We start from the raw sequence: 22,510 nt of genomic DNA, 5'->3' as shown, positions 1-22,510 counted from the left end.
GAAGGTGATGAAATGTTTTTATTTGCTAACGCAACTATTTATATCGGATTAGCCATTGCAATTTATTCACTCCTCATAATCACATTGGGAATTAGTACTAAAAATCAGAAGTTTGTAAACAGCGGCAAAGGCGGTTTAATTGCATTATTTGTCTGTGCGGCCCTTGCGATGCTTTCCTTGTTCTACCTCTTAGCAACATCGCAATTTCAATACGAATACGTTCATGATTATACCAGCAGTGAGCTGCCAATCATTTATAAATTAACAGCCCTTTGGGCAGGTAACGCTGGTTCCTTGCTATTGTGGACATTCTTCTTAACGCTTTACATGATAATGATTGTCTTTTCCAGGAAGATGAAAGGAAACCCAATGGTTCCGTATATTTCAGCTATTCTTTTGGCTAACGCGGTTTTCTTCTACTTTATCCTGGGGTTTGTAGCAAAACCTTTCCTTCTATTAGATACTGTTCCAATCGAAGGGAAAGGTCTAAATCCTATGCTCCAAAACCCTGGAATGATTATTCATCCAGTAACACTGTACCTAGGTTATGTCGGCCTTGCCATTCCATTCGCTTTTGCAATGGCAGCCCTAATCTTGAAAAATGTCGATGACTTCTGGATAAAAGCGACGAGACGCTGGACAATTATTGCCTGGTTGTTTTTAAGTCTTGGAAATATTTTTGGCGGCCAGTGGGCATATGTAGAGCTTGGCTGGGGCGGCTACTGGGCATGGGATCCAGTTGAAAATGCGTCGTTTATGCCATGGTTAACGGCTACTGCCTTCTTACATTCTGTGATGATTCAAGAACGGAAAAACATGCTGAAAATATGGAATATCAGCTTAATCATCGTTTCTTACGCATTGACACTCTTTGGAACATTCCTAGTACGAAGCGGCGTTCTAACATCTGTTCATGCGTTTGCCAATTCAAATCTAGGATTATACTTCTTAATCTTTATGGCTGTAGCCGTAATCCTAGCATTATATGTGTTAATGAGCCGTTACAATATGCTTAAACGAAGCGCTGGTGAATTCCAATCGTTTGTCTCTAAAGAAAGCAGCTTCTTAGTTAACAATCTATTATTAGTTGGTGCCGCATTTGCTGTCTTCTGGGGAACGATTTTCCCGCTAGTATCTGAAGCTGTCCGCGGAACGAAGGTAACAGTAGGGCTGCCGTTCTTTAATAAGGTAGAGGCACCGATTCTCTTATCAATGATGTTTGTGATGGCGGTTTGTCCAATGCTTGCCTGGCAGCGGTCAACGGTAAAAAATTTGAGGAAAAACTTCATGATGCCTGCAATCCTTGCTGTTCTTGGGATGATCCTCATGGTTGTGTTAGGTATCCAAAAAGCATGGGCAGTCATTGGCTACGGGGTTATCATTCTATTATTAATCACCCACTACTTAGAGTTTTATCGTGGTGTCAAAGCCAGAAGGAAAATGACGAAAGAAACACCTTTTGTTGCATTGTACCGATTGATGATACGAAATCGCCGCAGGTATGGAGGATACATCGTCCACCTTGGCATCGCGTTCATTACTATGGGGATCATCGGCTCACAAAACTATAACTTAGAGACGATGAAGACTGTTAGTTTAGGACAATCGATTGAAATAAAAGATTACCGACTCAATTACGAGCGTCTTGATCAAAAAAGAGAAGGTATCAACGATATTGTTTATGCAGATATTACGGTTTTCAAAAATGGTAAAAAACTTGGTTCCTACCAGCCGGAAAAAGTGTTTTATGGCAACTGGGAACAGCCTTCTTCCGAAGTAGCGATCATTTCTTCACTTAAGGAAGACTTATATATTGTATTAAGTGCCTGGGAAGATGATGGCAAAGCAACCTTTGTCGTCAAGGTTAATCCAATGATGAACTGGTTATGGTTTGGTTCGTTCATGATTGTCATTGGTGCCTTGTTCGCGGTTTGGAACGGAAAATATGGGAATGTCACTCCAAGATACACAGGAGTACGTAGTGAGGTGTCTTAATATGAAAAACAAAATTTATATAGGGCTCCTCCTCATTGCGTTTATCTTTCAAGGATCAATATTACAGGTGGAGGCCAGTCAAATAAACTATAAATCTGCCGAATTTAAAGCCGTCGCTTCCCAATTCGCCTGTACATGCGGCTGCGGACAAGATCATTACGAATGTGATCCCAATACGTGTAATCTTACAACCGAGTTCAAAAAAGACCTTGTCGAGATGATGAACAAGGGCTGGGATAAGGATAAAATCCGTAAATACTATGTCAATATTTATGGTGAAGAAATATTGACTTCTCCAGAGAAAAGCGGTTTTAGCTTAATGGCTTGGGTTCTTCCATTTGTAGTACTCGGAGCAGCTGCAGCGGCTTTGTTTATCATCATTCGTAAATGGGTGAAGAAACGAGGAGCAGAAGAAGAAGTAGTCACTGAATATGAGAACACTGAGGATGAAGTAGAAGGGGAAATCCTTTCTTCCATGATCGATGAGGAACGCAAAAAGTATCTTTAGGATGTGAGCAAAATGCATGATATCACAATCATTTCAATGATTTTTACAGCCGCGCTGGCGCTTGTCTGTTTGTTTCTAATATTGTCACCGTTATTTAAGTGGGATACCTATTTACATGTTAGTACTAAAAATCAAGATTTAGCGTCGACGAAAGAAGCGCTTTTGACCACTCTGAATGAAATAGAGTTTGAGTACAAAATGGATAAAATCTCACACGCCGATTACAAAAATTTAAAGAAACAATATGAATCAGAAGTGGCCAGCATTATGAAGGAAGAAGAGCAATTAACGGATAAACCAGTGGACCAAGAATTAATGGCCGAAGTGGAAAAAGAAATAGAAGCGCAGATGAAAAGCTATCAAAGTAAAAAGGGGGAAGGAAAGTGATCAAGAAATTCACCGTTCTCCTCCTTGGGCTTATGCTGCTAATACCGTTAAACGGATTGGCAGCATCTGATTCCAAAATCATAATTGATATGCAGTATATCGTTGTTGGACCTTCCGAAGATGGCTCGACCTATTTGAATAATAGGGGCTTCTATTTAAACACAGCAGCTGATGAATATAAAGGTGATGGAAAAAGTGAGGCCGTTTTAAATGTAACCCTCCCTAAAGGAGCAAAGGATCTAGATTTTTCAGAAAATAAAATTGCTTCTAAGCAAGTTGATACAGGCTTTATTACCACTACTCCCATTCCGGGAGATCAAAGGATTGAGCTTCCCTACAGCTATAGAATAGAAAAAGGGAAGGACATCAATTTATCCTTTGATTATACGGTAAAATCGTTAATCTTCCTTGTTGAAGAAGGGAAGGGCAGTCTTGAAATGAGCGGGATTCAAGCCGTTAGTCCAGAGCTGCTAAATATGGATGGTAAGAACTTTTGGATTTACACCATAGAAGATATTCAAGCGAACTCGCCATTTTCACTTGTTTACAACAAAGACGTACAGCCTGCTAAGAAGGATACCGAACAGAAGCAAACAACAAGTGAAAATGGGGCAAATAGTGCTGTTACCCATACGGCACCAGCATTCCATAATCCCGGCCATCTAAGAATGTGGGCGCAGTCACCATTACATCGTTTTAACCCACACGTTTTTTTGATTATAATCGGAGCCATTGTGATCGCGGGGATATCCTATTTTGCCTACTTTAGACGGAAAGCAAGATTAGAAGAGGAACGACTTGGGGCTGACAAGGAAGAGAAGGCCTTTAAGCAGTTAATGGCGAAGCAGAAGGCGATAATGGATAAGATTATCGAACTGGAAGAAACCTTCGGTGATGGGAAGCTTTCCGAAGCAGAGTACCAAGCCAAACTAGCTGCCTATAAACAGCATTTAGTCCAGGTTAAGTTAAGTTTACGTAATTATATCGAATAACAGCTTGTTAGGAGTGACTCTTATGATTGAAATAAAAAAACTGACGAAGCAAGCTGATAATAAGCTAATCTTACGTGGTGTTGACCTCTCCATCAAAAAAGGGGAGACCGTTGCGATATTAGGACCAAACGGTGCCGGTAAAAGTACACTGCTTAAGGTTCTGGCAACCCTGATTAAGCCGACATCAGGCCTAATTAAGATTAATAGCTTGGATTTGAAAAAAAATCATCTTGAAATCAAAAAACTATTAGGTTATTTACCCCATTCCAGCTTGCTATATGATCATTACTCGCCGTTAGAGAACCTTGTTTTTTTTGGAAATATATACGGTGTCGATGATGTAGAGCAAAGAGCGATTGAGCTTGTAAAGGAAGTTGGGTTATCATTCTTTCTAAATGAACCAGTGAAGAATTTCTCTCGAGGCATGATTCAGCGGATTGCCATCGCCCGTGCGATTATCCATGATCCGGAGATTTTGCTGCTCGATGAACCACATACCGGTTTGGATCAGGGTGCTATTTCCATTCTCAATAATGTGATTCTTTCCATGAAGGAAAAAGGTGCGACAACCTTAATGGTTACCCATGATTTCAAACAAGCAGCGGAAATCTGCGACCGGATTATCATTGTAAAAAACGGCAAAATTGTCGATGATTTCAAGATTGAAAATCGTAACTTAGGTTTTGTTTCTGAAAAATATGAGCTCCAAGTGGAGGGTGTATCATGAACCTATTCCGCACAGCGCTATTACTTGCTAAAAAAGATTTATATTCTGAGTTAAAAACAAAACAAATCTTAACTACACAAATTATTTTTGCAGGACTTGTTATTGTGGTTTTCAGCTTTGCCTTTGATCCAGCTAATAACACAACAAAGGCTGTCATTCCGGGAGTCATTTGGGTCATTATCGTATTTGCTGGAATCTTAGGTTTGAACCGCTCGTTTATTTCCGAGCAGCGAAACGAGACGATGCAAGGGCTGTTGGTTGCACCCATGGAGGCTGCGAGCATTTACTTAGGAAAATTCTTAGCTAATTTCGCGATGATGCTTGTAGTTGAACTCGTTTCTATTCCGTTTTTATTCTTACTATTTGATTTCAAGTTTCTTGGCAGCGTACCCTATTTTATTTTAGTAGTTTTCTTAGGCAGTTTTGGATTTATCGCCATTGGGACGTTCTTAGCGGCCTTAGCTGCTAACTCTAAGAGCAGTGAAATGCTGCTGCCACTGCTGCTTTTTCCAATCACAACGCCAATCCTAATCGGTGTTGTCCAGGCAACGAAAATCATTTTAACGAATGTCGAAAAACTTTCGAGTGCGATTGCCTGGATTCAATTGGTTACAGCGTATGATGTTATCTTCTTTGTTGTTTGTTTCTTATTAATCGATTATGTGCTGGAGGTTTAAGTGATGAGTATGAATCTCGAACGAGAGAAAGCGATGCTCCCTGGAACACCGTTGACTAGTGTGAAATCAGCGAATCTATCAAAAATTCTGTTTGGTGGTACAGTCATTTCCATGCTGGTATCTCTATATTTTATCTTTATCTTTGCGGCGGAAGAATCAACGATGCATGCCGCGCAAAAAATCTTTTATTTCCATGTCAGCTCTGCATGGCTTGCTTTCATGGCGTTTTTCGTAACATTTGTGTTCAGTATTTTGTTCTTAATCAAGCGCAAGCGAATCTTTGACACTTATGCCTATGTTTCAGCAGAAATTGGTGTGGTCTTTACGATCATTGTTTTAACAACTGGACCAATTTGGGCAAGGTCAGCTTGGAATACCTGGTGGGTTTGGGAGCCGCGTCTCATTACGACACTAATCCTTTTCTTTATCTACATTGCTTACATTATGATTCGCCAAATGGATGGTGTTTGGGATAAAAAGGCTCGGCTTTCCGCTGTCTTTGGCATCATCGGTTTTGCTGACGTTCCAATTGTATTCTTTGCCATTCGCTGGTGGCAGACAAAGTTCCACCCAATTGTCTTTGGTGACGGACCTTCCCAACAAGGCGGCGGGATTGAAAGCAGTATGCTTGTGGCATTGCTAGTCACGATTACAGCGTTCACGATTCTTTATGCTTACCTGCTTCAAAAGGGCGTTTCCTTTGAGAAGATGAAATTGAAAGTCGAACGCTATAAAGAAAAATTAAGAGAAGAATTAGAACAATAGGAGGAATTAATCATGAATTATGAATATATGTTTGGAGCGTATTCCGTTGCTTGGGTTGTCATTTTTGGTTATATGTTCATTATTGGTAAAAAACACAGCAAGCTTCAGAAGGAAATTGAGTTTTTAAAACAGCTTGAAAAATAACAGGTTGGTTTTGCCTGTTGATTTTATCGGTGTCAGGAGGAAATATGATGAACCAGCGAGTTATCAAATTACTCGTATTTATTCTGATTGTAGGTATGTTCGGCTTTTTTGGTTATAGTATGGTAACAAAAGGAAAACATACAGATGTCGGTGATAAGGCATACCAATTCGAGCTGCCAAATTTAGATGGAAGTACCACGAAGCTCACTGATTTTAAGGGGAAAGTAGTTATTTTGAATTATTTTGCATCATGGTGTGCCCCGTGTAAGGAAGAACTTCCAGAGCTCGAGGCTTTCCAAAAAGAGTATGGTGATCAATATAACCTCCTTATGATTAACCGCGGTGAGACAATGGATAAGATTAAAAAAGTTACCGACAACAATAAAGCTGGAATGAACTATTTATTTGATTACAATGCGAAGGTTTCTAAATTGTACAATGTTACCGGGCAGCCTGAGACATTTGTTATTGATAAACAGGGAGTCATTCGAGAGCACTACAATGGAGTTATTACGGAAATGGAATTGTATAAATGGGCAAAGAAATATGATAACTAATGCAAAAAAAGGATTGAACCTGCTATGGTTCAATCCTTTTTTAATGCGTTGGAAGATAGTGGAATTCCGCTACTATACTTGCCTTTACCAGTATTTGTCCCGGCTCAAATTGGGTGGAGCTTATCCCTTTAACAAGTGTTTCCGGTTGATGATAAAAGGGCTGGGCAACGGCTCCTCCTTCGATGATCAAACTAGGAGTCTGAACTAGTGTCACATTTAATGCAGCTGCAATTGTTTTCGCCTTTTCAATCGCATTGTTTATTGCCAAGGTAAGAGCCTGATGGTAATAAGAATCCTTGTTTTTCACTTTAAACTGGATATTTGAGACATAATTTACTCCGTTTTCGACCCCAGTGTCCACCACTTTTCCTATTATCGATAAATCTTCTATTTTCACCTGTAAGATATGAGTGATTTTATAGCCCCGAAAAATTTGTTTTCCCTGCTCATAATCATAATCGGATTCAATCCGGTAATCGAATGTTTGCACATGACTATGGGGGATGCCAAGTGATAGCAGGGAATTGATAACCTTCGTTGACTCTTGAGAATTTTGCTGCTGGGCCGTTATTAGTTCCTTATTTTCAGTGATAACCCCTAGATTGACAGAGGCAGTGTCAGGTTGGACTGCCAGTTCTCCGTCCCCGGTTACCTTAATCAATGATTGTCCTTTGCCTAGAAGCCCATTCCTTATTGGCGGCTGGTAATTATACAAATATACTTCTCCTCCTTTACACTTCGAGCTTTCTATAAAATACGGCAAACCTCCAGTAAATGTTCCTTTGTAAGAATTCTTCTATTTTGTCTAGTAAAAGGCTTAAGAAAATAGAATCGAATGATAATTTTTGAAAGAATGAACAGATTTGAAAGTCATAATGCGTCCAAGCAGGCATACATTTTAAATAATGAGAGACAAGGAGGAAACCTTCGTGGAAACAATACTAAACTTCTTACCCAAAAAAATTGCCGAGCTAATCAGCCAAATCCCTCCTAATGAAAAAGAAGAATTAGAGGAAATCCGCATTCGCATTAACCGGCCTGTAGAAATGACGCTTAAGGGAGAACCAAGATTTTTATCCTATCTTATTCAACCCGAAGATGCTGTTCATTTAATGAATAAAATAAGCCACTTCTCAATATATACACTTGAGGAAGAGCTCAAACGAGGATATATTACCGTTTCCGGGGGACATCGGATTGGTCTCGCTGGTAAGGTGATCCTTGAAGAGGGAAGGGTCAAGGCAATTCGGGATATCTCCTCTTTTAACATAAGGATTGCCAGGGAAAAGGTGGGGATAGCTGAACCACTAATTCCCTATCTTTATCAAAGGAATTGGATGCATACGATGGTCATTGGACCACCGCAAACAGGGAAAACAACCTTGTTACGAGATATTGCAAGAATCATTTCCTCCGGGAACAGGGCAAAAGGCTTTCAGGCTCGTAAAGTAGGTATCGTAGATGAGCGGAGTGAAATCGCTGGTTGTGTAAATGGCGTACCGCAATTAACCTTTGGCCATCGGCTTGATGTCTTAGATGCCTGTCCAAAGGCTGAAGGAATGATGATGATGATTCGCTCGATGAGCCCGGATGTCCTGATTGCCGATGAAATTGGCCGTATAGAAGACGCTGAGGCCATTCAAGAGGCGGTCCATGCCGGTATCAAACTAATCACCACGACACATGGGACGAGCATCGAAGAAATACGGAATCGGCCATCCCTACGAGCCATTATTGACCAACAAATTTTTGAGCGCTTTGTCATTCTGAGCCGCGCTGCTGGGCCCGGAACGATTACACATATACTTGATGCAAGTGGAAATGAAATGAAACAAAAAGTGAGAGTGACATGAATGATTAAGTTAATAGGAGCGATCATCATAATTGTTGCGACGACTTGGACTGGGTTTGAGGCAGCCCGAAATTTTAGTGACCGGCCTAAGCAGCTAAGGGCGTTAAGATCGGCACTACAATCACTAGAGGCGGAAATCATGTATAGTCACACACCGTTGCATGAGGCTGCCAGGAGATTAGCTGCACAGCTTTCAAAACCTCTTTCCCTGTTTTTTGAAGCCTTTGGAAAGAAACTGACAGACACAGAAACAACGGTGAAGGATGCTTGGGAAACTAGTTTAAAAGAGGTTTGGAAGTCCACAGCATTAAAGCAGGGAGAATTTGAAATTATGAAGCAATTTGGGGAAACCCTTGGCCGCCATGATCGCTTTTCCCAGCAAAAACATATTATGCTGACGCTGACACATCTTGAAAGAGAAGAATCGGATGCCATCGACCGGCAGGCAAAATATGAAAAGATGGTAAAGAGCCTGGGCTTCTTATCAGGATTATTACTGATTATTTTATTATTTTAGGGGGAAAAGCAATGGGTTTAGAAGTAGATATTATTTTTAAAATTGCCGGTGTTGGCATAGTGGTTGCTTTTTTGCATACTGTTCTTGATCAAGTGGGTAAAAAGGAATACGCACAGTGGGTCACCTTGTTTGGATTTATCTATATTTTGTTTCAGGTGGCCTCGATTGTGGACGACCTCTTTCAAAAAATAAAATCTGTATTCTTGTTTCAATAGAAAGGAGGGCTCTGCTATTGAAATCATTAAAATAGTCGGTGTCGCTCTTATAGCAACCTTTCTTGCTTTAATTATTAAAGAGCAAAAACCAAATTTCGCCTTCCTTTTGGTTGTTTTTGTCGGCTGTGTCATTTTTCTGTTTTTAGTGGATAAGATTTTTGAAATCATTCATATGCTCGAAAAATTAGCAGTGAATGCCAAGGTGAATATGGTTTATGTTGAAACGATTCTCAAAATTATTGGGATTGCCTATATCGCCGAATTTGCGACCCAAATAACCAAGGATGCCGGCCAAGGAGCCATCGCCTCAAAAATTGAATTAGCAGGAAAAATAATCATTCTCGCCATGGCGATACCCATTCTAACCGTTCTAATTGAAACCATTATCAAACTAATTCCGAGCTAATGGGGTGTAAAAATTGAAGCAGAGGCTGCAGTTTATTCCTATCATCATTCTTGTATTCTTTTTTTTATTGATTCCTAGTGTCCAAGCTGCCGAAGAATCTAAAGACACCTCTAACCCGCTTTCACCGCAGGAATTAGTAGATACACAGCTTAAAGCCTTGGACTTGGCGGAACTTAAACAATTCTGGGAAGATATCACCAATAAATATGGCGGCTTTCTCCCGGAAAGCCAAAAAGGAAGCTTGTATGATTTTGTAAAAGGCGATAAAAAATTCTCCTTTAAACAATGGGGGCAGGGAGTTTTAAAGTTTGCTTTCCATGAGTTTGTTGCGAATGGTAAATTACTGGGTTCGTTGATCATGCTAACGATTTTTAGTATGTTCCTGCAATCGATGCAAAATGCTTTCGAGAAAAGCGCAATCAGCAAGGTTGCTTATTCGATCGTCTATATGGTGCTGGTGATTCTTGCCCTTAATAGTTTTCATATCGCTATCGATTACACGAATGAAGCTATCGGGACGATGATTTCCTTTGTGCTTGCGCTTGTGCCGTTACTGCTGGCGTTAATAGCGGCTTCCGGAGGAATTGTCTCCGCGGCTTTCTTCCATCCAGTCATATTATTTTTAATGAATATGAGCGGGTTATTTATGCAGTATATTATTCTCCCGCTCCTCTTTCTAGCTACCTTGCTTAGTATTGTCAGTACAATGTCAGAACAATATAAAGTTTCGCAGCTAGCAGCCTTGCTAAGAAACTGGAGCATCGGGTTAATGGGGCTGTTCTTAACAGTATTTCTAGGTGTTATCTCTGTCCAGGGGGCTTCCGCCGCCGTAACGGATGGCGTGACCATCAGGACAGCGAAATTCGTTACCGGAAACTTTATTCCGGTCATCGGCAGAATGTTTACCGATGCTACCGATACAGTCGTTACCGCATCTGTTCTGTTAAAAAATACGGTTGGGATTGCCGGGGTAGCCATTCTGCTAATCATCGTTGCATTCCCTGCGATTAAAATTTTGATGATTGCCTTTATCTATAAATTTGCGGCCGCTATCCTGCAGCCATTAGGCGGCGGGCCAATCATTACTTGTTTGGATATTATCAGCAAGAGTGTGATTTATGTTTTTGCCGCACTAGCGATTGTCTCACTGATGTTCTTTTTAAGTATTACGGTTATTGTAGCGGCCGGAAATTTGACGATGATGATGAGATAGGAGGGCCCCGAAAATGGAGTTTTTGAAAGAGTGGGTAACGAATATTATTCTGTTTATCCTGTTAGCTACAGTCATTGATATGCTGCTTCCAAATTCGAGTATGCAGAAATATACGAAAATGGTTACAGGACTGCTCTTAATCGCCATTATCTTAACCCCAATCCTTAAATTGATTTCCAAGGATTTTGAATCAGCCTTTGCAGCCATTCCAACGTATCAAGCACCCGGGGAAAAAAATATGGAAAATTTAATAGATTTGAAGAAAAAAGAAATACAAGCATCCCAGAGTGCATATATTTTAAAAGACATGGCTGTCCAGCTGAAAAAGGACGTTAAAAAGGAGTTGATGGACCAATACGGATTGGAGATAGAAACAATTGACCTAGCCATTAACGAAGAAAGCGACAAAGCATTTCCTGAAAACCTCCAAAAGGTTGTGGTTCTTCTGAAGCAGCCAAAAACTGGCGTGAAGACAGTCGAAGTGATTAAACAAATCGAAATTAACACAGGAACACCTCTTCCATCCAAAGGATCAACAGAAGAAACAGAACAAATAGCCGCATTTCTTTCGAAAAAATGGAATGTATCAGAAGAGTCAGTTGAGGTTTCGATTGAGGGGGGGATCAAAAAGAAAAATGGATAACAATCAAGGACCATTATCATGGCTCAAAAAAATACTCAAACCTGATGAAAATGGCGAGAAGAAACCCGGTAAATACCAGTATATGATCCTTGTCCTTTGTATTGGCGCCGCGTTTATGTTTGTAGGCAATATTGTGTTCAAAAATGACACAAATCCTGCTGCGGTTCCTGCTGCAACCAGTGGGAAAACAGAGTCCGAGGATGTAGCAGCATTTGGCCTGAATAAGGGTTCAGGCAATAAGTCGATAGCTGATTATGAAGAAAAATATGAGAATCAACTAAAGAAGGCACTTCAGGAAATGTTAGGAGTAAATGATGTTACCGTCGTTGTGAACATTGATTCAACAGATAAAAAGGTACTGGAAAAAAATCGGGTAACAAAATCCCAAACAACGGATGAGGTAGATCGTGACGGCGGGCAGCGGAAAGTTCAGGATTCCTCAACGGATGAACAACTGGTGATAATCCGTGAAGGAGAAAAAGAGGTTCCAATTGTAGTCGAAACAAAAAAACCAGAGATTCGCGGCGTATTGGTCGTTGCCAAGGGTGTTGAAAATATCGAGGTAAAAAAATGGATAAGGGAAGCAGTTACGAGAGTTTTAGGAGTGCCGAGCCACAGAGTGGCTGTTATGCCTAAAAAATAAAAGGGGGATTTCTTCATGCTTTTAAAAAAACAAACAGTTTGGTTATTGACAATGTTAAGTTTAGTAGTTGTGCTGACGGTTTATTATATTACCTCTCCTGAGCAAAAGACGAATGAACTGACAGCCGTCCAACAAAAGGCTAAAGATCAAAATCAGGGTAAAACAAAAACCGAAGCCAAGGATGGCAAATCTGTCATATCTTCTGTAGCGGGCGATGCTCAGTTTGAAGAACTTAAAATGGACCTTGAAGACATGCGGAGCGAACAGAGACAGGACTTAACTACCCAACTTGCTTCCACCAATCTTTCCGCGGAAGAAATAAGTAAGGTAAAAGATCAAATGAATAAGTTAACTGAAACAGCGGCAAAGGAAGAATTGCTTGAACATTTTATTAAAACGATGGGCTATGATGATGTACTAGTTAGAGCCGACGGGCCGAAAGTTATCGTTACAGTTAAAGCCAAGAAGAAGCCATCAGTAACGGAAGCAAATAAAATTATGCTCGAAGTGAAAAAAGAAATTGATGAAACGAACTATGTTGCAGTAGAATATCAGCCTTCAAAATAAACCGTTAAAAAAGGGAAGCCTCGCTTCCTTTTTTACGTTTATTTATTTTTTAATAGGGAAAAATAGTGTTTTGTATTGATATCTACAGTAAAAATTCCCTTTTTTAATAAAAAATATTAAGATAGAAGCATGGGGCAAAGTGAGAAATCCGATTAAGATTATTGAACTTTTACTTAGTATTATATTATAGTATTAGTAGTAAGTCATAAGAAAAGCGGAAGCACCCGTTTAGCGAAGTCACTAGCCACTGGGTGCTGAGCTAGCCAGTATTCAAAGTTAAAAGCATTTTATTAAAGTCGTACGAGGGGTGTTACATAATGTTAAAAGTACAAGAAATTCGTGAATTGATTAAATTGGTTGACCAGTCGAGTATTGATGAATTTGTATATGAGAATGACGGTTCTAAAATCAAGATGAAGAAGAATGGTCCAGCAACAGTAACGACTGTTCAGCCAGTTATTCAAGCAGCTGCTTCAGCAGCACCGGCTGCCGTTCAAACAATCCCGGTTGCAGCTGTTACTCCAACTGCGCCTGCAGTGGAAGTAAAGCAGGAAGCTCCAAAGGTTGAAACAACCACTGAAGCGGATACAGAAAATCTACACAAGATTACTTCACCAATGGTAGGAACTTTCTATGCCTCTCCGACTCCGGATGCAGATGCATATGTGAAAGCAGGGTCACATGTAACGAAGGATTCCATTGTGTGTATTGTCGAAGCGATGAAATTATTTAATGAAATTGAAGCAGAAGTAACTGGAGAAATTGTGGAAGTCCTTGCAAAAAATGGCCAATTAGTTGAATACGGACAGCCATTATTTTTAGTAAAGCCTTAAGTTAGGAGCGGTAACAGAATGATAAAAAAACTGTTAATTGCAAATAGAGGAGAAATCGCAGTAAGGATTATTCGCGCCTGCCGGGAAATGGGAATTGAATCAGTTGCCGTTTTCTCAGAAGCAGACCGTGAAGCATTGCATGTTCAGTTGGCTGATGAAGCCTATTGCATTGGTCCTACTGCATCAAAAGACAGTTATTTAAACGTAACAAATATTATTAGTGTCGCCAAGCTAACCGCTTGTGATGCCATTCACCCTGGTTATGGCTTCTTGGCAGAAAATGCCGATTTCGCTGAACTCTGTCGTGAATGTAATATAACCTTTGTTGGACCAAGCCCAGAAGCAATCACCAAAATGGGTACAAAGGATATCGCAAGAGAAACGATGAAGGAAGCAGGGGTGCCGATAGTTCCCGGATCGACCGGAATTATTAATGACATCGATGAGGCCCTTCAACTCGTGGAAGAAATTCAGTATCCAGTCATTATTAAAGCAACAGCAGGCGGTGGCGGCAAAGGAATCCGTGTTGCCAGGAATGAGCCGGAATTAATTAAAGGCATCAATATTACCCAGCAGGAAGCACTTACCGCTTTCGGGAATCCCGGTGTCTATATTGAAAAATATATTGAGGATTTCCGTCACGTTGAAATTCAGGTCTTGGGTGATTCTCACGGCAATACCATCCATTTAGGCGAGAGAGATTGCTCCATTCAACGCAGGCTGCAAAAGCTGCTTGAAGAAACGCCTTCACCTGCCTTAGACGGAGAAATTCGCGAGGAGATGGGTGCTGCCGCTGTAAAAGCAGCAAAAGCAGTTGCATATTCAGGTGCCGGAACGGTAGAATTTATCTATGACTACCGCAATCGTAAATTTTATTTTATGGAAATGAACACCAGGATTCAGGTGGAGCACCCTGTAACTGAATTGGTCACTGGAATCGACCTCATTAAAGAACAAATTCGAGTGGCAAACGGTGAAAAGTTATCATTAAAACAGCAGGAAGTCACTTTTACAGGATGGGCAATTGAGTGCAGGATCAACGCTGAAAACCCAGAAAAGAATTTTCTCCCTTCTGCTGGAAAAATCAAAATGTACTTGCCGCCTGGAGGTTTCGGAGTTCGTGTTGATTCGGCTGCATACCCAGGGTACACGATACCGCCTTACTACGATTCTATGATTGCGAAAGTCATCGCATATGGTGCCAGCAGGGAAGAGGCAATCTCAAGAATGAAACGGGCATTAAGTGAATTTGTTATCGAGGGAATCCATACAACAATCCCATTTCATTTAAAACTGCTAGAGCATGAAACATTTGTAGAAGGCGGATTTAATACGAAATTCCTGGAATTGCATGATGTGATGAAGTCTAGCTAATTTATGGAGGTGAACGGAAAGATGAGCGAGTTTAGTGTATTAGAAATGGAACAGGGTAATAGCGGGCATGGGAAGATTGAAATTGCCCCTGAAGTAATTGAGGTCATCGCGGGGATTGCCACTTCCGAGGTGGAAGGTATCGCCTCGATGCGGGGAAACTTTGCAACGGGTGTTGTAGAACGTTTAGGGAAAAAAAATCACGGTAAAGGTGTTAAAGTGGAGCTGACGGAATCAGGAATAAAGGTTGATGTGTACTGCTTGATGAAGTTTGGAGTATCGATTCCGACTGTAGCTGGGAAAGTACAAGATAACATCCGGCAAGCGCTCCTTAATATGACTGCATTAGATGCAGAGGAAGTAAATATTCATGTCGTTGGAATTCAATTTGAAACCCAAAAGAATGAACCGGAAATTGATTCAGAGATGTAAGATGTAAAACCAAAGGAACTTAATCCTTTGGTTTTTCTTTTCCAATGATTCAAATTGAAAAAAAATGATCCTTACAGTGCGAATCCATGTTAGTTATGCTATTATCTTTTTATGTGCAAACCATCTTTATTAGTTTTAATCCAATATCATGTATGAAATATAGACAAAATTTTTTAATATATCTAAAGGAGTTAACGGTATAATGAAGAGAAGAACAGCAAGGGAAAAAGCATTACAGGCTCTGTTTCAAATCGATGTAAGCAGCACTGAGGCATCATCCGCGATTGAACATGTTTTGGAAGGGGAGGCAGGTGACGAATATCTTTCTAAGCTCGTTATAGGCGTTGTCGAAAATAAAACAGAAATTGACAAATTGATAAGTGAAAACCTTGAAAAATGGACGATAGATCGTTTAGCTACCGTTGACCGAAACCTATTAAGAATGGCTGTATTTGAATTATCATACTTTCGAACAGAAGTTCCGGAAAATGTTATTTTAGATGAAGCTATAGAGATAGCCAAAATTTACGGGGATGACCAATCAAGCAAGTTTATTAATGGTGTTCTTTCAAAGGTGAAACAAAAGCTTCTTAACGATTAATTGATTGGTCCCTCTCACATAAGGGGAGATATAATAATGACTGCTCAAATTATTAATGGAAAAGAAATTGCTGCGAAGAAAAAAGTAGAAATTGCCGAACATGTGGCTACCCTTAAATCTCAGGGAGTAACCCCAGGATTAGCCGTTATTCTTGTCGGAAGTAACCATGCTTCACGGACATATGTAACTAATAAAGAAAAGACATGTAAAGATCTTGGCATGTACTCCTTATTAATTGAAATGCCGGAGGAGGTTTCCGAAGAGGACCTGCTTGCGAAAATTGAAGAATTAAATGGGGACCCCGCCATCCATGGGATTTTAGTTCAACTGCCGCTTCCTAAACATATTGATGAAAGAAAGGTAATTGAGACGATTTCCCCGGTAAAGGATGTCGATGGCTTCCATCCGATTAATATCGGCAGGATGATGACCGGGCAAAATACCTTTTTGCCCTGTACACCTTATGGAATCATGGTGCTTCTGGAGGAAACAGGAATATCTATTGCCGGGAAAAACGTCGTCGTCGTCGGCAGAAGTAATATTGTCGGCAAGCCGGTAGGGCAATTATTTCTTAATCAGCATGCGACCGTAACCTACTGTCATTCCAGAACCAAAGATTTAAAGTTACATACTAAACAAGCGGATATCCTTGTTGCTGCAGTCGGGATCCCGAACTTTATCAAAGCGGATCATGTTAAAGAAGGCGCGGTTGTCATTGATGTAGGTATTAACCGTAATGAGGACGGCAAGCTTTGTGGTGATGTGGCCTTTGATGAGGTGAGTGAAAAGGCTGGATATATCACACCGGTACCAAAGGGAGTAGGACCAATGACGATAACGATGCTGATGTATAATACGCTAAAATCCGCCGAGCAAAGTTTAACGCGCGATTAGCAGGATCATGTCCTTATCTTTTATATTCTCTAAAGAATAAGGACAGACTCGCGAATTGGTTGAAAAGAGGAACTTATTATGCAGGAGCAAAGATATCTATCCGTAAATGCTTTAACTAAATACATAAAACGAAAATTTGATGCTGATCCACATTTACATGATGTCCATGTAAGAGGCGAAATTTCAAATTTTAAACAACATTCGAGCGGCCATATGTATTTTACTTTAAAGGATGAAAAAGCCCGAATTCTTGCGGTGATGTTTGCCAGCCAGTCTCGGTTCATGAAATTTACTCCGGAAAACGGAATGAAAGTGATTGTAAAAGGCGATATTTCCGTGTACGAACCAAGCGGACAGTATCAAATCTATATTAGAGAGATGCAGCCTGACGGCATTGGAGAATTATTTCTAGCCTATGAGCAGTTAAAACAAAGATTAGAGGCTGAGGGACTATTTGTAATGGAAGCGAAAAAGGCCATTCCCCTGTATCCGAGAACGGTTGGCGTGATTACTTCTCCAACAGGTGCAGCGATAAGAGACGTCATTACGACAATTAAAAGGCGTTATCCAATTGCCAATATTCTTGTTTTCCCTGCCCTTGTCCAAGGTGATAATGCCGCACCCTCCATTGTTAAAGCAATTGATAAAGCAAATGAGATAAAGGAAATAGATGTTTTGATTGTTGGGCGCGGGGGAGGCTCTATTGAGGAATTATGGGCGTTCAATGAGGAACAGGTAGCCCGGGCGATTTTTTCCTCAATGATTCCGATTATTTCGGCCGTCGGTCATGAAACAGATTTTACGATTGCAGATTTTGTTGCTGATCTAAGAGCACCGACCCCGACAGGTGCTGCTGAGCTCGCTGTTCCACATATTGAGGAACTAATGGACCGGATTTTGCAGCGGCAGACACGTCTTTTAAGAGCCATGCAGGAAAAATTCCGGTTTGAAAAAGAGCGGTTAAACCGGGTGCAAAAATCATATGCCTTCCGCTATCCACATCGTCTCTATGAACAGAAGCTAGAGCAAGTAGACAAATTAACAGAAAGGCTTGTTCGCGGATCTTCCCGGTTATCATTATTAAAAAAAGGCCAGTATGAAATTCTTAATAAACATTTGGAGCGAAACCACCCGAGTGAAGCATTACTTGAAGCTAAAAATCAGTTCAACCGTAGACAAAAAGAAATGAACCGGTCTATGCTTCAAATATTCTCAAAAAAACAAACGGATTTCAATCATGTTCTGTCAACCTTACAAGCCTTAAGCCCGTTGAAAATAATGGAACGAGGCTATAGTTTAGCCTATACCGAAGATTACAGCCTTGTTAAAACGGTGAAACAAGTTAAAGTGAATGAGCGGGTTCAGATTCAATTATCAGACGGGAGTCTATACTGTAATGTGGAGAATATAAAGGAGAGCGGAAAAAGTGACGAATGAAAAGAAATTATCTTTTGAAGACGCCATGACGAAACTGGAACAAATTGTCGATAAGCTTGAAGAAGGAGATGTTCCATTAGAAGAAGCGATTACTTTTTATAAAGAAGGTATGGAATTATCTAAAATTTGTCATGATAAATTGAAAAGTGTTGAAGAGCAACTGACTCAAATTATAACGGAGGATGGGCGAAAGGAGAACTTTTCGATTGATGAGGAGGAATAAAACTTGGAAACCAGGTTACTAGACGCATTTGCCGAAGAATATAAACAACTGCTTGAAACAGAGCTGCGGAAGCTGGTTGATAAGCTCATTGCTCCACCTATTATTAAAGAATCGATGATCTATTCCCTTGAAGCAGGCGGCAAGAGAATTCGTCCATTATTATTATTTGCGACATTGGACGCCTATAGCGTAGATCCGAAAAAAGGGCTGTTTGCAGCTGCAGCAGTTGAGATGATCCATACCTATTCCTTAATCCATGATGACTTACCTAGTATGGATAATGACGATTTACGTCGTGGAAAGCCGACCAATCACAAAGTCTTTGGTGATGCGATAGCCGTATTGGCCGGCGATGCCTTATTAACCTATAGTTTTGAAGTTATTGGGAAAATCTCGTCTGATTTCGCTTCTCCTGACACATTGCTAAAGGTAATCATTGAAATGGCAAAAGCAGCCGGGAGTGAAGGAATGGTTGGCGGCCAGGTGGCAGATATGGAAGGCGAAGGGAAGTCTTTAACCCTTCAGGAGCTTGAGTATATTCATATTCATAAGACAGGCAAGCTGCTCAGGTTTAGTGTGTTAGCAGGGGCGATCTTGGCAGGTGCAACGGAGAGCCAATTAGAACACCTTTCTGCCTTTGCGCACCACCTTGGTATTGCTTTTCAAATCCAGGATGATATTCTTGATTTAGTTGGCAATCAACAATTAATTGGCAAGACTGTTGGCAGTGATACAGTAAATCATAAAAGTACGTATCCCCAATTACTATCTTTGGAAGGTGCAAAAGAAGCATTGGATAAGCAAATAAACCAAGCGAAAGTACATCTAAAAAAGACAGGTTTACATACAAACCTCTTAGAGGAAATAACGGATTTAATTGCATCAAGAGACCATTAAAAACAGGTTTTACGGCGCTCCTTCCTTTATCATAAAGGGAATTTGAGGCAATGAATGAAGTGTGTTATAATAGTTTTCAATGTAGAAAACGTTGACAAATGCCGTTATCACTACCTGTGTTAGCGGCTATTTTTTCAGAAAAAGTATGAAAGTGAGTGGTCCAAAAATGGATCTGTTAGCAATAAAAGACCCGTCCTTTTTAAAAGGAATGTCGAATAAAGAACTGGAGGCTTTAAGTCAGGATATTCGCCAATTCTTGATTGAAAAGCTATCCGTAACCGGAGGCCATATTGGACCGAATTTAGGTGTTGTTGAATTAACTCTAGCTTTACATAAATGTTTTAATAGTCCAAAGGATAAAATTATTTGGGATGTCGGGCATCAGTCCTATGTCCATAAAATTTTAACTGGCAGAGCGCGTGAATTTGATACACTAAGACAATTCAAAGGCTTGTGCGGTTTTCCGAAACGAATTGAAAGCGAGCATGATGTATGGGAGACAGGGCACAGCTCCACCTCGCTTTCTGCAGCGATGGGGATGGCGATTGCCAGGGACTTAAAAAAAGAAAAATCCTTCGTTGTACCGGTTATTGGCGATGGTGCCTTAACAGGCGGAATGGCTCTAGAAGCCTTAAATCATATTGGCCATGAGAAAAAAGACATGATTGTGATTTTAAATGATAATGAAATGTCGATTGCTCCAAACGTTGGGGCTCTTCATAATATTCTCGGTCAATTGCGAACAGCTGGAAAATATCAATGGGTGAAAGATGAACTAGAAGTCCTGTTGAAAAAGGTGCCTGCTGTTGGCGGTAAACTTGCAGCAACTGCGGAACGGATAAAGGACAGTCTTAAATATCTATTCGTTTCAGGTATGTTTTTTGAAGAGCTAGGTTTCACCTATTTAGGCCCGATTGATGGTCATAATTTTGACGATTTATTTGAGCACCTTAGTTATGCTAAAAAGACCGCCGGACCCGTCCTCCTTCATGTCATTACGAAAAAGGGAAAAGGGTTTCAACCGGCTGAAACGGATAAAACAGGTACATGGCACGGTACAGGTCCATATAAGATGGACACCGGTGCCTTTGTAAAGCCAAATAAAAAGCAGCCGCCAGCGTGGAGCAGCTTAGTCAGCGAAACCGTTCGCAAGCTCGCGCGCGAGGATGAACGAATTGTGGCGATTACACCAGCGATGCCAGTTGGCTCAAAGCTAGAAGGCTTTGCCAGCGAGTTTCCCGAACGAATGTATGACGTCGGAATCGCTGAGCAGCATGCGGCAACAGTAGCAGCAGGATTAGCGACGCAAAATATGAAACCTTTTTTAGCGATTTACTCGACTTTCTTGCAGCGGGCCTATGACCAGGTTGTTCATGATATTTGCCGGCAGAACTTAAATGTATTTATTGGAATCGACCGTGCCGGTTTAGTTGGTGCAGATGGTGAAACACATCAAGGGGTTTTCGATATTTCCTTTTTAAGACATATACCAAACATGGTCCTAATGATGCCGAAGGATGAAAATGAAGGCCAGCATATGGTTTATACGGCATTGAATTATGACGATGGGCCCATTGCGATGAGATTCCCGCGCGGCAATGGAATCGGTGTACCAATGGATGAGAAATTCCAGAGCATTCCTATTGGGACGTGGGAGGTTATCAAAGAAGGCGAGGACGCAGCCATTCTAACTTTTGGAACGACGATTCCGATGGCTATTGATGCGGCGATGACCCTTGAAAAGCAAGGAATCTCCGTGAGAGTGGTCAATGCCCGGTTTATTAAGCCGTTGGATGAAAAGATGCTAACGAAGTTATTAGAAACTAACATCCCGCTCCTAACCATCGAGGAAGCGGTATTGCAAGGCGGATTTGGAAGTGCTGTTCTTGAATATGCACATGATCACGGCTTTTACCATGCTCAAATTGACAGACTTGGAATTCCTGACCAATTTATTGAACATGGGGATGTCGGCTCCCTCCTTGAAGAGATTGGGCTAACGACTGACGGAGTGATCAAGAGAATTTCAAAACTGGCAAGGAAAAAACAACAAAGGGCTTAACTTATGAAAAATAAAGAACGTTTAGATGTTTTACTCGTGGAACGAGGTTTAATAGAAACAAGGGAAAAAGCTAAAAGAACCATCATGGCGGGTCTGGTTTATACAAATGAAGAACGGCTCGATAAACCTGGAGAAAAAGTCAAGATTGATATCCCGCTAAACATAAAGGGGAAAATGCTCCAGTATGTCAGCCGCGGGGGCTTAAAGCTTGAGAAGGCGCTGAAAATATTTAATGTCAGTGTCCTTGATAAAGTGTTAGTAGATATTGGGGCTTCCACCGGCGGATTTACCGATTGCGCACTGCAAAATGGCGCGAAAATGTCCTATGCCCTCGATGTTGGCTACAATCAGCTTGCGTGGAAGCTAAGGCAGGACGAACGAGTTGTGGTGATGGAGAGGACTAACTTTCGCTATGTAACACCTGCTGATTTAACCGGTGAAATGCCAAATTTCGCTTCAATTGATGTATCATTCATCTCGCTAACCTTAATTTTGCCTGTGTTAAAAACACTTCTTGTCCCTGGAAGTGATATTATTGCCCTTATTAAGCCACAGTTCGAGGCTGGACGAGACCAGGTTGGTAAAAAAGGCATTGTGCGTGATGAAAAAGTACATTTACAGGTAATCGATAAAATCATTAATTTTTCCGTTCAACAAGGATTCCTTGTCGAAGATCTATCCTTTTCGCCAATCACAGGCGGTGATGGGAATATTGAATTTTTACTTCACCTTAAATGGGAAGGTGAACGGAAATCAGGCGTCATTCAGCTCCCTGTTAGTCCTACGGACGTAGTTAAGGAAGCACATAATGAATTTCATACAAAGAAAGAATACTAAGGATAGGCTGATGCCTATCCTTTTATTCGATTTATTTTAAAAGAATAAATGTACAAGGTAATAAAAATGGGCTAACATATGGGTAGATACGACATTTTAGTACAAAATACTCTAA

General features: G+C 40.8%; 28 protein-coding genes. 27 read left to right on the top strand and 1 reads right to left on the bottom strand.

The window, feature by feature from the left end; all coding sequences use genetic code 11:
* Window positions 1-12: 12 nt before the first annotated feature.
* The 9 genes from BANVL01_RS20210 to BANVL01_RS20175 are packed head-to-tail and all read left to right on the top strand — an operon-like array spanning window position 13 to window position 6,752.
* The gene (locus BANVL01_RS20210) at window positions 13-1,995 is read left to right on the top strand and encodes a heme lyase CcmF/NrfE family subunit (RefSeq protein ID WP_066089736.1); all 1,983 of its coding nucleotides are present in this window, start codon (window positions 13-15) and stop codon (window positions 1,993-1,995) included.
* 1 nt (window position 1,996) lies between these two features.
* Entirely contained in the window at window positions 1,997-2,503 is a 507-nt protein-coding gene (locus BANVL01_RS20205) for a cytochrome c-type biogenesis protein CcmH (protein WP_066089734.1), read from the top strand.
* A 12-nt stretch (window positions 2,504-2,515) separates the two neighbouring features.
* Window positions 2,516-2,890, top strand: a complete 375-nt coding sequence (locus BANVL01_RS20200) for a hypothetical protein (protein ID WP_066089731.1) — start codon at window positions 2,516-2,518, stop codon at window positions 2,888-2,890.
* On the top strand, window positions 2,887-3,882 hold the full coding sequence (locus BANVL01_RS20195; protein ID WP_066089728.1) for a hypothetical protein: 996 nt from the start codon (window positions 2,887-2,889) through the stop codon (window positions 3,880-3,882). Before BANVL01_RS20200 ends, BANVL01_RS20195 begins: the two co-directional genes overlap by 4 nt.
* Window positions 3,883-3,904: 22 nt before the next feature.
* Entirely contained in the window at window positions 3,905-4,609 is a 705-nt protein-coding gene (locus BANVL01_RS20190; RefSeq protein WP_066089725.1) for an ABC transporter ATP-binding protein, read from the top strand.
* Window positions 4,606-5,286: a heme exporter protein CcmB gene (locus BANVL01_RS20185; protein WP_066089723.1), complete on the top strand. Its 681-nt coding sequence runs from the start codon at window positions 4,606-4,608 to the stop codon at window positions 5,284-5,286. Before BANVL01_RS20190 ends, BANVL01_RS20185 begins: the two co-directional genes overlap by 4 nt.
* A 3-nt stretch (window positions 5,287-5,289) precedes the next feature.
* The gene (locus tag BANVL01_RS20180) at window positions 5,290-6,051 is read left to right on the top strand and encodes a cytochrome c biogenesis protein (RefSeq protein ID WP_082805082.1); all 762 of its coding nucleotides are present in this window, start codon (window positions 5,290-5,292) and stop codon (window positions 6,049-6,051) included.
* A gap of 12 nt (window positions 6,052-6,063) precedes the next feature.
* Entirely contained in the window at window positions 6,064-6,195 is a 132-nt protein-coding gene (locus BANVL01_RS26930; protein ID WP_082805081.1) for a CcmD family protein, read from the top strand.
* Window positions 6,196-6,242: 47 nt separating this feature from the next.
* Entirely contained in the window at window positions 6,243-6,752 is a 510-nt protein-coding gene (locus tag BANVL01_RS20175) for a TlpA family protein disulfide reductase (RefSeq protein WP_066089720.1), read from the top strand.
* A gap of 40 nt (window positions 6,753-6,792) precedes the next feature.
* Here the strand turns inward: BANVL01_RS20175 and BANVL01_RS20170 are convergent, their stop codons facing one another.
* A complete protein-coding gene (locus BANVL01_RS20170; RefSeq protein WP_066089717.1) occupies window positions 6,793-7,467 on the bottom strand; it encodes an SIMPL domain-containing protein in 675 nt (224 codons plus the stop codon).
* Window positions 7,468-7,681: 214 nt separating this feature from the next.
* Between BANVL01_RS20170 and spoIIIAA the strand changes: the two genes are divergently transcribed.
* The 18 genes from spoIIIAA to BANVL01_RS20080 all read left to right on the top strand — a co-directional run bounded on the left by spoIIIAA (window position 7,682) and on the right by BANVL01_RS20080 (window position 22,395).
* Complete coding sequence (gene spoIIIAA / locus BANVL01_RS20165) at window positions 7,682-8,605, top strand: stage III sporulation protein AA (RefSeq protein ID WP_066089714.1); 924 nt, start codon at window positions 7,682-7,684, stop codon at window positions 8,603-8,605.
* Window positions 8,606-9,121, top strand: coding sequence for a stage III sporulation protein SpoIIIAB (gene spoIIIAB / locus BANVL01_RS20160; protein ID WP_066089708.1), 516 nt, complete (start codon window positions 8,606-8,608; stop codon window positions 9,119-9,121). It begins immediately after the preceding gene.
* An 11-nt stretch (window positions 9,122-9,132) separates the two neighbouring features.
* Complete coding sequence (spoIIIAC, locus tag BANVL01_RS20155) at window positions 9,133-9,336, top strand: stage III sporulation protein AC (RefSeq protein ID WP_007084610.1); 204 nt, start codon at window positions 9,133-9,135, stop codon at window positions 9,334-9,336.
* 16 nt (window positions 9,337-9,352) lie between these two features.
* Entirely contained in the window at window positions 9,353-9,742 is a 390-nt protein-coding gene (gene spoIIIAD / locus BANVL01_RS20150) for a stage III sporulation protein AD (protein ID WP_172800905.1), read from the top strand.
* A 13-nt stretch (window positions 9,743-9,755) separates the two neighbouring features.
* Window positions 9,756-10,955: a stage III sporulation protein AE gene (gene spoIIIAE, locus BANVL01_RS20145; RefSeq protein WP_066089703.1), complete on the top strand. Its 1,200-nt coding sequence runs from the start codon at window positions 9,756-9,758 to the stop codon at window positions 10,953-10,955.
* A gap of 13 nt (window positions 10,956-10,968) precedes the next feature.
* Window positions 10,969-11,598: a stage III sporulation protein AF gene (gene spoIIIAF / locus BANVL01_RS20140; protein ID WP_066089700.1), complete on the top strand. Its 630-nt coding sequence runs from the start codon at window positions 10,969-10,971 to the stop codon at window positions 11,596-11,598.
* Window positions 11,591-12,241 carry a stage III sporulation protein AG gene (gene spoIIIAG, locus BANVL01_RS20135; RefSeq protein ID WP_066089697.1) on the top strand — a complete coding sequence of 217 codons (651 nt, stop codon included), beginning with the start codon at window positions 11,591-11,593 and terminating at the stop codon, window positions 12,239-12,241. Before spoIIIAF ends, spoIIIAG begins: the two co-directional genes overlap by 8 nt.
* A gap of 15 nt (window positions 12,242-12,256) precedes the next feature.
* Complete coding sequence (locus tag BANVL01_RS20130) at window positions 12,257-12,808, top strand: SpoIIIAH-like family protein (RefSeq protein ID WP_066089694.1); 552 nt, start codon at window positions 12,257-12,259, stop codon at window positions 12,806-12,808.
* Window positions 12,809-13,125: 317 nt separating this feature from the next.
* On the top strand, window positions 13,126-13,641 hold the full coding sequence (gene accB / locus BANVL01_RS20125) for an acetyl-CoA carboxylase biotin carboxyl carrier protein (RefSeq protein WP_066089692.1): 516 nt from the start codon (window positions 13,126-13,128) through the stop codon (window positions 13,639-13,641).
* 18 nt (window positions 13,642-13,659) lie between these two features.
* Window positions 13,660-15,015, top strand: coding sequence for an acetyl-CoA carboxylase biotin carboxylase subunit (gene accC, locus BANVL01_RS20120; protein ID WP_066089689.1), 1,356 nt, complete (start codon window positions 13,660-13,662; stop codon window positions 15,013-15,015).
* Between the two features lie 21 nt (window positions 15,016-15,036).
* Window positions 15,037-15,444 carry an Asp23/Gls24 family envelope stress response protein gene (locus BANVL01_RS20115; RefSeq protein WP_066089685.1) on the top strand — a complete coding sequence of 136 codons (408 nt, stop codon included), beginning with the start codon at window positions 15,037-15,039 and terminating at the stop codon, window positions 15,442-15,444.
* 202 nt (window positions 15,445-15,646) lie between these two features.
* Window positions 15,647-16,045: a transcription antitermination factor NusB gene (gene nusB / locus BANVL01_RS20110; protein WP_066089682.1), complete on the top strand. Its 399-nt coding sequence runs from the start codon at window positions 15,647-15,649 to the stop codon at window positions 16,043-16,045.
* A 36-nt stretch (window positions 16,046-16,081) separates the two neighbouring features.
* Window positions 16,082-16,939 (top strand): bifunctional methylenetetrahydrofolate dehydrogenase/methenyltetrahydrofolate cyclohydrolase FolD, encoded by an 858-nt coding sequence (folD, locus tag BANVL01_RS20105; RefSeq protein ID WP_066089677.1) that lies wholly within the window; start codon window positions 16,082-16,084, stop codon window positions 16,937-16,939.
* Window positions 16,940-17,017: 78 nt separating this feature from the next.
* Window positions 17,018-18,376: an exodeoxyribonuclease VII large subunit gene (gene xseA / locus BANVL01_RS20100; RefSeq protein ID WP_066089675.1), complete on the top strand. Its 1,359-nt coding sequence runs from the start codon at window positions 17,018-17,020 to the stop codon at window positions 18,374-18,376.
* Window positions 18,366-18,599: an exodeoxyribonuclease VII small subunit gene (locus BANVL01_RS20095; protein WP_066089672.1), complete on the top strand. Its 234-nt coding sequence runs from the start codon at window positions 18,366-18,368 to the stop codon at window positions 18,597-18,599. The genes xseA and BANVL01_RS20095 overlap by 11 nt, the downstream gene beginning before the upstream one ends.
* Before the next feature lie 3 nt (window positions 18,600-18,602).
* Window positions 18,603-19,496, top strand: coding sequence for a polyprenyl synthetase family protein (locus BANVL01_RS20090; RefSeq protein ID WP_066089669.1), 894 nt, complete (start codon window positions 18,603-18,605; stop codon window positions 19,494-19,496).
* Window positions 19,497-19,662: 166 nt separating this feature from the next.
* Window positions 19,663-21,558: a 1-deoxy-D-xylulose-5-phosphate synthase gene (dxs, locus tag BANVL01_RS20085; RefSeq protein ID WP_066089666.1), complete on the top strand. Its 1,896-nt coding sequence runs from the start codon at window positions 19,663-19,665 to the stop codon at window positions 21,556-21,558.
* A gap of 3 nt (window positions 21,559-21,561) precedes the next feature.
* Entirely contained in the window at window positions 21,562-22,395 is an 834-nt protein-coding gene (locus tag BANVL01_RS20080; RefSeq protein WP_066089663.1) for a TlyA family RNA methyltransferase, read from the top strand.
* Window positions 22,396-22,510 lie beyond the last annotated feature (115 nt).

The organism is Neobacillus novalis NBRC 102450 (assembly GCF_001591805.1).
Taxonomy (GTDB): domain Bacteria; phylum Bacillota; class Bacilli; order Bacillales; family Cytobacillaceae; genus Neobacillus; species Neobacillus novalis.
The sequence above is the reverse complement of the archived record's forward strand: the minus strand, read 5'-3'. Positions and strand labels throughout refer to the sequence as shown.

Coding starts and splice junctions, on each gene's coding strand:
- xseA (WP_066089675.1), top strand. CDS start 17,018: ATGCAGGAGCAAAGATATCTATCCGTAAATGCTTTAACTAAATACATA.
- spoIIIAG (WP_066089697.1), top strand. CDS start 11,591: ATGGATAACAATCAAGGACCATTATCATGGCTCAAAAAAATACTCAAA.
- BANVL01_RS20080 (WP_066089663.1), top strand. CDS start 21,562: ATGAAAAATAAAGAACGTTTAGATGTTTTACTCGTGGAACGAGGTTTA.
- BANVL01_RS20185 (WP_066089723.1), top strand. CDS start 4,606: ATGAACCTATTCCGCACAGCGCTATTACTTGCTAAAAAAGATTTATAT.
- BANVL01_RS20205 (WP_066089734.1), top strand. CDS start 1,997: ATGAAAAACAAAATTTATATAGGGCTCCTCCTCATTGCGTTTATCTTT.
- dxs (WP_066089666.1), top strand. CDS start 19,663: ATGGATCTGTTAGCAATAAAAGACCCGTCCTTTTTAAAAGGAATGTCG.
- BANVL01_RS20180 (WP_082805082.1), top strand. CDS start 5,290: ATGAGTATGAATCTCGAACGAGAGAAAGCGATGCTCCCTGGAACACCG.
- nusB (WP_066089682.1), top strand. CDS start 15,647: ATGAAGAGAAGAACAGCAAGGGAAAAAGCATTACAGGCTCTGTTTCAA.
- BANVL01_RS20130 (WP_066089694.1), top strand. CDS start 12,257: ATGCTTTTAAAAAAACAAACAGTTTGGTTATTGACAATGTTAAGTTTA.
- accB (WP_066089692.1), top strand. CDS start 13,126: ATGTTAAAAGTACAAGAAATTCGTGAATTGATTAAATTGGTTGACCAG.
- BANVL01_RS20190 (WP_066089725.1), top strand. CDS start 3,905: ATGATTGAAATAAAAAAACTGACGAAGCAAGCTGATAATAAGCTAATC.
- BANVL01_RS20210 (WP_066089736.1), top strand. CDS start 13: ATGTTTTTATTTGCTAACGCAACTATTTATATCGGATTAGCCATTGCA.
- BANVL01_RS20200 (WP_066089731.1), top strand. CDS start 2,516: ATGCATGATATCACAATCATTTCAATGATTTTTACAGCCGCGCTGGCG.
- folD (WP_066089677.1), top strand. CDS start 16,082: ATGACTGCTCAAATTATTAATGGAAAAGAAATTGCTGCGAAGAAAAAA.
- spoIIIAB (WP_066089708.1), top strand. CDS start 8,606: ATGATTAAGTTAATAGGAGCGATCATCATAATTGTTGCGACGACTTGG.
- accC (WP_066089689.1), top strand. CDS start 13,660: ATGATAAAAAAACTGTTAATTGCAAATAGAGGAGAAATCGCAGTAAGG.
- spoIIIAF (WP_066089700.1), top strand. CDS start 10,969: ATGGAGTTTTTGAAAGAGTGGGTAACGAATATTATTCTGTTTATCCTG.
- BANVL01_RS26930 (WP_082805081.1), top strand. CDS start 6,064: ATGAATTATGAATATATGTTTGGAGCGTATTCCGTTGCTTGGGTTGTC.
- BANVL01_RS20115 (WP_066089685.1), top strand. CDS start 15,037: ATGAGCGAGTTTAGTGTATTAGAAATGGAACAGGGTAATAGCGGGCAT.
- BANVL01_RS20175 (WP_066089720.1), top strand. CDS start 6,243: ATGAACCAGCGAGTTATCAAATTACTCGTATTTATTCTGATTGTAGGT.
- spoIIIAC (WP_007084610.1), top strand. CDS start 9,133: ATGGGTTTAGAAGTAGATATTATTTTTAAAATTGCCGGTGTTGGCATA.